At 35.6% G+C, this 5,909-nt stretch carries 9 protein-coding genes; all 9 read left to right on the top strand.

Annotation, left to right across the window (positions count from 1 at the left end; translation table 11 throughout):
* Positions 1–491 precede the first annotated feature (491 nt).
* The 9 genes from ND811_RS18700 to ND811_RS18660 all read left to right on the top strand — a co-directional run bounded on the left by ND811_RS18700 (position 492) and on the right by ND811_RS18660 (position 5,698).
* Positions 492–680 carry a hypothetical protein gene (locus ND811_RS18700; protein ID WP_265353507.1) on the top strand — a complete coding sequence of 63 codons (189 nt, stop codon included), beginning with the start codon at positions 492–494 and terminating at the stop codon, positions 678–680.
* A complete protein-coding gene (locus ND811_RS18695) occupies positions 665–958 on the top strand; it encodes a type II toxin-antitoxin system RelE/ParE family toxin (RefSeq protein WP_265353508.1) in 294 nt (97 codons plus the stop codon). The genes ND811_RS18700 and ND811_RS18695 overlap by 16 nt, the downstream gene beginning before the upstream one ends.
* A 212-nt stretch (positions 959–1,170) precedes the next feature.
* Positions 1,171–1,863: a hypothetical protein gene (locus ND811_RS18690; RefSeq protein ID WP_265353509.1), complete on the top strand. Its 693-nt coding sequence runs from the start codon at positions 1,171–1,173 to the stop codon at positions 1,861–1,863.
* A gap of 1,177 nt (positions 1,864–3,040) precedes the next feature.
* Positions 3,041–3,271 (top strand): type II toxin-antitoxin system antitoxin VapB, encoded by a 231-nt coding sequence (gene vapB, locus ND811_RS18685; RefSeq protein WP_015680208.1) that lies wholly within the window; start codon positions 3,041–3,043, stop codon positions 3,269–3,271.
* A complete protein-coding gene (vapC, locus tag ND811_RS18680; protein ID WP_265353510.1) occupies positions 3,268–3,672 on the top strand; it encodes a type II toxin-antitoxin system tRNA(fMet)-specific endonuclease VapC in 405 nt (134 codons plus the stop codon). The genes vapB and vapC overlap by 4 nt, the downstream gene beginning before the upstream one ends.
* Positions 3,673–3,928: 256 nt before the next feature.
* Positions 3,929–4,273, top strand: a complete 345-nt coding sequence (locus ND811_RS18675; protein WP_265353511.1) for an ArsR family transcriptional regulator — start codon at positions 3,929–3,931, stop codon at positions 4,271–4,273.
* Entirely contained in the window at positions 4,260–4,808 is a 549-nt protein-coding gene (locus ND811_RS18670; RefSeq protein ID WP_265353512.1) for a hypothetical protein, read from the top strand. Before ND811_RS18675 ends, ND811_RS18670 begins: the two co-directional genes overlap by 14 nt.
* A 313-nt stretch (positions 4,809–5,121) precedes the next feature.
* Complete coding sequence (locus tag ND811_RS18665) at positions 5,122–5,346, top strand: DUF433 domain-containing protein (RefSeq protein WP_015683059.1); 225 nt, start codon at positions 5,122–5,124, stop codon at positions 5,344–5,346.
* The gene (locus ND811_RS18660; RefSeq protein WP_039928884.1) at positions 5,336–5,698 is read left to right on the top strand and encodes a DUF5615 family PIN-like protein; all 363 of its coding nucleotides are present in this window, start codon (positions 5,336–5,338) and stop codon (positions 5,696–5,698) included. Before ND811_RS18665 ends, ND811_RS18660 begins: the two co-directional genes overlap by 11 nt.
* The last annotated feature ends 211 nt before the right edge of the window (positions 5,699–5,909 follow it).

The raw sequence follows: 5,909 nt of genomic DNA, 5'->3' as shown, positions 1-5,909 counted from the left end.
GAAACTCTCTTCAAATATACTTTTATCAAACTGTGATTTGCTAAAGAAGGTAATTTTCTCATTAAACGAAGAAAGAAGAGTTTTTAATTCGCTAGTTCCAATATAAATTTATAAGAAAAAAGATTCGGTTCGAAAATTTTCGCGCTTGATGAGATTTCCCTTTCGACTATTATCTATTTCTATAGGAACCTACTGCAATTAACATCCGCTTACCGCTACGCTTCGGCACTCACGGCCTCGCTCGGTCTCCGACACATTCCTCTCCGGCACGATTTTTGCCTACGCAAATATCGCGCCGACGCTAACGCCTACTCCGTAGGCTCAGCTACGAGGAACGTCGGTAAGCTTTTTCGTTATGCGAAAGTTCCAAAATATTACTTGATAACAAAGAATAAAAACTGAAGAAATTTATTCGGAAATATCTTTTAAAAAGGTATTTTAATAGCAAAAATTTAATTTGACAGCGTCTATTTTTAAAATATCTATTTATTATGCCTTCAACAAAGCAGCAAGCTATCAATCTAATTGAAAATTTACCAGAAGATACATCATTTGATGATATTATGGAAGAACTTTTTTTTTCCAAAAAAGTACAACAAGGCATATCTGATTTAGATAATAACGCCATAGTTTCTCATGTACAAGTTCTTGAAGAAATAGGTAAATGGCGAAAGAAATAATTTGGTCTCTTCGAGCTAATGCTGACTTACAAGATATTCATGATTACATAAATAAAGATTCTGAAATTTATGCATTGAGTGTAATAAAGCAAATTATCAGCACAATAGAAAATATTCCTCAATTTCCTTTACTGGGAAGAGTTGTTCCAGAATTTAATATAGAAAATCTAAGGGAGCGAATTTCTGGTAATTATAGGGTTGTTTATCGAATTAATAAATCCCAGAATATTGAAATTGTTACAATTCATCATTCAGCAAGATTATTAAAAGAACCATAATTAAATTATTCTTCGGAACCTTCGCATAACAGCGACTAACCGCTTCACTTCGGGACTTGCGCCCTCGCTCGGTCTACGACACATAGGCTTCTGGCACTCCTCTTGCATACGCAAGCGTCGTTCCAGTCCCTAACGTCCCGCCGGGACTCAGGGCCAGCCTACGTCGGTTAGTCTAGTTCGTTATGCGTAATGCTTTAAAAATAAAGTAAACTATGAAAAATAAAGATTTAGAAACTTTCAAAAATAATAAAAATTGGATTTTTAAGAATCAAAGCATTGAAATAGCAGATCTAGATATAAAAATAGATCTTCCAAATACTTTCACAAATCATTTTCCAAATCTTACTCTACTTATCCAGTCTGCACGAATTCTAAATTTAAAAATTGATGATAAAAAATTCAGATTATTCTCGTGGGATAATAAAAAAAAAGAAAGCTTTGGATGGTTAATTAAATTGGAAGATATTTATAGTAATGAAAATAATCTAATTGAAGAACATAACCTCTTATTAGAAAATCTAGGAGGAATTGTTGAAACATATAATGATCCTGAAAATTCTCTAACTAATAATCAAAACTTTATATTCTTAAAATCAAAATGCCAAACTGGATTGAAAAATTGGGAATATTACTACGAAGAAATTGTAGACGATCAAAAATGTCAGAAAATTGATTATAAAAAATTAACCATCTTTGCAGAAGAAGCAAATGGAAATTTAACATTATATGATAAAATAAGAAAAGAAGTTTTTCTTTTTGCGCCAGATCACTCCTTCTCAAATGTAATTAAAATAGATAATCAACCAGAATATTCTTTTTACAAATTTAGTAAAATTCAAAATTTTAATGATTACGTTGAAACAATATCAAAACAATGGATTTTAAATACTTATAAAAATATTTAACTAAAAAGCACTACGCATAACAGCGCCTTAACGCTTCGCTTCGGCACTTACGGCCTCGCTCGGTCTGCGACACATAGGCTTCTGGCACTCCCCTTGCTTGCGCAAGTGTCGTTCCAGTCCCTAACGTCCCGTTTCCGGGACTCAGGGTCAGCCTACGTCGTTAAGGCTAGTTCGTTAATTGCAATAGGTTAAATCAAAGCAAAAAAGCGCGCGAAAATTTTCTTTAGAAAGGGCTGAGGAATTATTATAAAACTGCCTTTTAGTAGGGAAAAATCTTTTGAATGATTTATTTACTAAACTGTGCTTTGCTAAAGAATTATATTTTTTCAATAAACGATGAAAGGAGAGTTTTTAATTCGCTAGTTCCTATGTAAATTTATTAGAAAAGAAAGATTCGGATCGAAAATTTTCGCTCTTGATGTGATTTCCCTTTCGATTGATATTTTTTTCTATACTTAACCTACTGCAATTAACAGCGCATTAACGCTTCACTTCGGCACTTACGGCCTCGCTTGGGCTACGCCACATTCCTCTCCGTCACGTCTCTTGCCTCCGCAAGATTCGCGCCGACGCTAACGCCTCTTACAGAGGCTCAGCTACGAGGAACGTCGTTAAGGCTAGTTCGTTAATTGCAATAGGTTAAATCATATAAAAGAAACGCGCAAAAATTTTCTTTAGAAAGGGTTGAGGAATTAATATATTACTGCCTTTTAGTAGTGGAAACTCTCTTCAAAGAAACTTTTATTAAACTGTGATTTGCTAAAGATTTATATTTTGCCATTAAACAAAGAAAGATGAGTTTTTAATTCACTAGTTCCAATATAAATTTATAAAAAAAGAAAGATTCGGATCGAAAATTTTCGCGCTTGATGAAATTTTCCTTTCGAAAATTATCTTTTTCTGTAGAAACCTACTGCAATTAACATCCGCTAACCACTTCGCTTCGGGACAAGCCCTCGCTCGGTCTGCGACACATAGGCTTCTGGCACTCCCCTTGCCTGCGCAAGTGTCGTTCCAGTCCCTAACGTCCCGTTGGGACTCAGGGCCAGCCTACGTCGGTTAGCTAGTTCGCTATACGACAGTCAGCAAATGTATGCCTCAGGACATGAGTAACCTAGGGAAAATATTCATTTTTATGAATTGACAAATCGATTCATATATATACTTAATTATATATATGAATCGTGCAAAATTATTCAAAAACGGTGATAGTCAAGCGGTAAGACTCCCAAAAGAATTTAGATTCAAGGGAAAAGAAGTCTACATCAGAAAAGATGGAAATTGTGTTATCATATCTCCAATCGATGATGCTGTTGATAGATTATGGAAGTCACTCAATGATTTTTCAGATGATTTTCAAATTGAAAGAAATCAACCAGACTCTTTTGATAAGAGAAATTCAATATGAATCAGTATTTGTTAGATACAAATACTTGTATCTATATCATTAATAAAAAACCTGAAAATGTTTATCAGAAATTTAAAAAAGTTAGCTTAGATAACATTTTCATTTCAACCATTACTGAATTTGAATTAAAATATGGTGTTCAAAAAAGTCAAAAACCTGATCAAAACCAAAAAACTCTTAATGAATTTCTTGGTTATCTAAATATTATTCCTTTCGACTCTGAAGCTGCTTCGATAGCTGGATCTATTAGAACAAGACTAGAAAAGAAAGGAGAAATTATAGGTCCCTATGACTTACTCATCGCTTCTCAAGCTATCGCCAATGACATTATAATTGTTACGAACAATGAAAAAGAATTTAAGAGAATTAAAGAACTAAAAATAGAAAACTGGATTAATTAATATGCTGACCGTCGTATAACAGCGACTTACCGCTACGCTTCGGCACGAGGCCTCGCTCGGCCTACGGCAAATTCCCTTTCTGTCACTCGCTCGCATACGCAAGCTACGTGCCAGTCCCTAACGTCCCGTTCCGGGACTCAGGGTCAGGGAACTTCGGTAAGTCTAGTTCGTTATGCGTAATCCCTATAAACCAATTTTTAGTCTATATCGACTATATTTTAGTTGATATTTTTGGACAAACTAGTATCCCTTACCCATGATACTTGATGGCATATTTGGAAATAAAACAGCATCCAGAGTTCTTCTACATTTATTCCATTACAATGAAATTCATTCTGCTGCAATAGCAAATGATTATCAACTCGCCCCGACACCAATTAGACTGCAACTGGAACGCTTTGAAAAGGTCGGAATTCTAGTCGCAAAAAATGTTGGGAGAACTAGAGTTTTTTCATTTAATCAAAAATCTCCTTTCGTTAAACCCATAAAGGCAATCTTAGAAATTTTCTATAATTCATTAACAATAGAAGAAAAAGAAAAAATATTTTCGGAAAGAAGAAGACCAAGACAAAAAGGGAAACCTGTATATGGAAGAACCTAATTGGCCTGACATTAATGAAGAAGAACTGTGGAAATACGTTGGATGGCATCTAGCAAATAAAGGAATACATTCCGTTTTAGTCGGCGGCGCTGTCGTAGCTATTTATTCCAAAGGAGCATATCGTTCCGGTGATTTAGATTTGGTTGAACCTCTTTTGTCAAAGGCAAGTGATATTAAATCTACTATGGAAAGTATTGGCTTTAGAAAAGTTAACCGTCACTATGTACATCCTAATTGCAAGCATTTATACATTGAATTCGTTTCGGCACCAGTATCAATAGGAGATGATTACCGAATTATTCCTGACGAACAAGAGTTTAAAGGAAAAATTCTTAAAATCCTTTCTCCTACTGACTGTATTAAAGATAGACTAGCTTCCTTTATACACTTTAAAGCAAGAGAATGTCTAGATCAGGCATTGCTAGTTGCAAAAAGTCAAAAGTTTGACTTAAAAAAGGTAGAAGAATGGTGTTTAAATGAGTCTAGCAGTGGAAAAGATGCTTTCGATGAATTTTTTAAATTATATAAGAAATAACTAAATATACGGGACTACGCATAACAGCGGGGAAACGCTGCGCTTCGGCACTGCCGGCCTCGCTTGGTCTACGACACATTTCCCTTCTGTCACTCGTTTGCATCCGCAAACTCCGTGCCAGTCCCTAACGTCCCGCCGGGACTCAGGGTCGGGAAACGTCGTCTCCCCTAGTTCGTTATACGATATTCCCTAAACATCTACTTTTAAAATGACATTAGAGTAATGAAGAAAAGCCAGAATAAGTGATAAATTCCATTTAATTCCGCTCTAACAAAACTTGACTTTTTTTAAGGATCACTGTAAGAATATCACTATGGATTATAAATCTAGACTTTCCTCCTCACCTGACGTTTTACTCGGTAAACCGGTTATTAAAAATACAAGGATAGCAGTCGATCTAATTCTCGAAAGATTAGGCGATGGAATGTCTATCGAGGAAATCCTCGAAGCTTCACCAGGAATCGAAAAAGACGATATCCTTGCTTGTATCTCCTATTCAAGCCATGTAATAAGCAGAGAAAGCTTGCTTGCAAGTTAATATACTCGCTGACGAAAACGTCGACTATCGACTTATAAAACTTCTTAGAAATGAAGGGCATAGAGTTCTTTCTGTTTTTGAAGAGAGTAAAGGTATTACGGATTTACAAGTCATTGAGCTGGCAAAAAAAAATGATGCAATCATTCTTACCTTAGATAAAGATTTTGGTGAATGGGTTTTTGCTCACAAGGAATATTCAAACGGTATCATCTTTCTACGATATCACCCAAAAGATTTTAAGGAAATTTTCAACTCTTTGAATATTCTCCTTAATAGAAATAGTATAGAATTAAATGGGAAATTTGTTGTATTATCAATAAACAAAATTCGCATAAGAGATATTCACTTATAATCAATAAATCGGGAACATCGTATAACAGCGACTTACCGCTACGCTTCGGCACAAGGCCTCGCTCGGGCTACGCCAAATTCCCCTTCTGGCATTCGCCTTGCCTTCGCAAGCTACATGCCAGTCCCTAACGTCCCGTTCCGGGACTCAGGGGCGGGGAACTTCGGTAAGTCTAGTTCGTTAATTGCAATAGGTTAAATCATACAAAAAAAGC

Source organism: Leptospira soteropolitanensis, from assembly GCF_026151655.1.
GTDB lineage: Bacteria > Spirochaetota > Leptospiria > Leptospirales > Leptospiraceae > Leptospira_A > Leptospira_A soteropolitanensis.
Note: the sequence above shows the minus strand (reverse complement) of the source record. Positions and strands in the feature narration are given on the sequence as shown.

What these genes read in the sequence shown, in the direction of transcription:
- ND811_RS18700 (WP_265353507.1), top strand. Translation starts at nt 492, where the DNA reads ATGCCTTCAACAAAGCAGCAAGCTATCAATCTAATTGAAAATTTACCA.
- ND811_RS18695 (WP_265353508.1), top strand. Translation starts at nt 665, where the DNA reads ATGGCGAAAGAAATAATTTGGTCTCTTCGAGCTAATGCTGACTTACAA.
- ND811_RS18690 (WP_265353509.1), top strand. Translation starts at nt 1,171, where the DNA reads ATGAAAAATAAAGATTTAGAAACTTTCAAAAATAATAAAAATTGGATT.
- vapB (WP_015680208.1), top strand. Translation starts at nt 3,041, where the DNA reads ATGAATCGTGCAAAATTATTCAAAAACGGTGATAGTCAAGCGGTAAGA.
- vapC (WP_265353510.1), top strand. Translation starts at nt 3,268, where the DNA reads ATGAATCAGTATTTGTTAGATACAAATACTTGTATCTATATCATTAAT.
- ND811_RS18675 (WP_265353511.1), top strand. Translation starts at nt 3,929, where the DNA reads ATGATACTTGATGGCATATTTGGAAATAAAACAGCATCCAGAGTTCTT.
- ND811_RS18670 (WP_265353512.1), top strand. Translation starts at nt 4,260, where the DNA reads ATGGAAGAACCTAATTGGCCTGACATTAATGAAGAAGAACTGTGGAAA.
- ND811_RS18665 (WP_015683059.1), top strand. Translation starts at nt 5,122, where the DNA reads ATGGATTATAAATCTAGACTTTCCTCCTCACCTGACGTTTTACTCGGT.